This window comes from Streptomyces sp. TRM70350 (genome assembly GCF_019219825.1).
Lineage (GTDB): Bacteria > Actinomycetota > Actinomycetes > Streptomycetales > Streptomycetaceae > Streptomyces.
This window is the reverse complement of the sequence record NZ_JAHUXH010000103.1, coordinates 1-1,007: the sequence shown is the minus strand read 5'-3', so window position 1 is coordinate 1,007 and position 1,007 is coordinate 1. Positions and strand designations below refer to the sequence as shown.

1 pseudogene is annotated in these 1,007 nt (G+C 69.3%); it reads left to right on the top strand.

The window, feature by feature from the left end:
- Positions 1–1,007 (top strand): annotated as a pseudogene (locus KWI83_RS37755) (alpha-1,4-glucan--maltose-1-phosphate maltosyltransferase); the annotation flags it as partial.

The following is a 1,007-nucleotide window of genomic DNA, read 5'->3' as shown; positions in this document are numbered from 1 at the left end:
GTATCCGTTGCGGGAGTTGGTGACCGCGTCGGAGCCGTTGCCGCTGCTGGTGGAGCGGGAGCGGGCGTTGTTCGGGTCGTGGTACGAGTTCTTCCCGCGCTCGGAGGGCACGCCCGAGCGTCCCCACGGCACGTTCCGCACCGCCGCGCGGCGGCTTGCCGCCATCGCCGCGATGGGCTTCGACGTGGTGTATCTGCCGCCGATTCACCCGATCGGCACCACCTTCCGCAAGGGCCGCAACAACACCCTCTCCGCGGGCCCCGACGACGTCGGCGTCCCCTGGGCGATCGGCTCCCCCGAGGGCGGCCACGACGCCGTCCACCCCGGCCTGGGCACCCTCGACGACTTCGACTGGTTCGTGGAACAGGCCCGCGAGCTCGGCCTGGAGATCGCCCTCGACTTCGCCCTGCAGTGCTCCCCGGACCATCCCTGGGTGGACAAGCACCCCGAGTGGTTCCACCACCGCCCCGACGGCTCCATCGCCCACGCCGAGAACCCGCCGAAGAAGTACCAGGACATCTACCCCATCGCCTTCGACCGGGACATGGACGGCCTGGTCGCCGAGACCCTGCGGGTGCTGCGGCACTGGATGTCCCACGGCGTGCGCATCTTCCGCGTGGACAACCCGCACACCAAGCCGGTGATGTTCTGGGAGCGCGTCATCGCCGACGTCAACCGCACCGACCCGGACGTGATCTTCCTGGCCGAGGCGTTCACCCGTCCGGCGATGATGCACACCCTGGCCCAGATCGGTTTCCAGCAGTCGTACACGTACTTCACCTGGCGCAACACCAGGCAGGAGCTGACGGAGTATCTGACCGAGCTGTCGGGGGAGGCGGCCGCCTACATGCGGCCGAACTTCTTCGTCAACACCCCCGACATCCTGCACGCCTACCTCCAGCACGGCGGCCGCCCCGCCTTCGAGGCCCGCGCCGTCCTCGCCGCCACCCTCTCGCCGACGTGGGGTGTGTACTCGGGCTACGAGCTGTGCGAGAACGTCCCGCTCA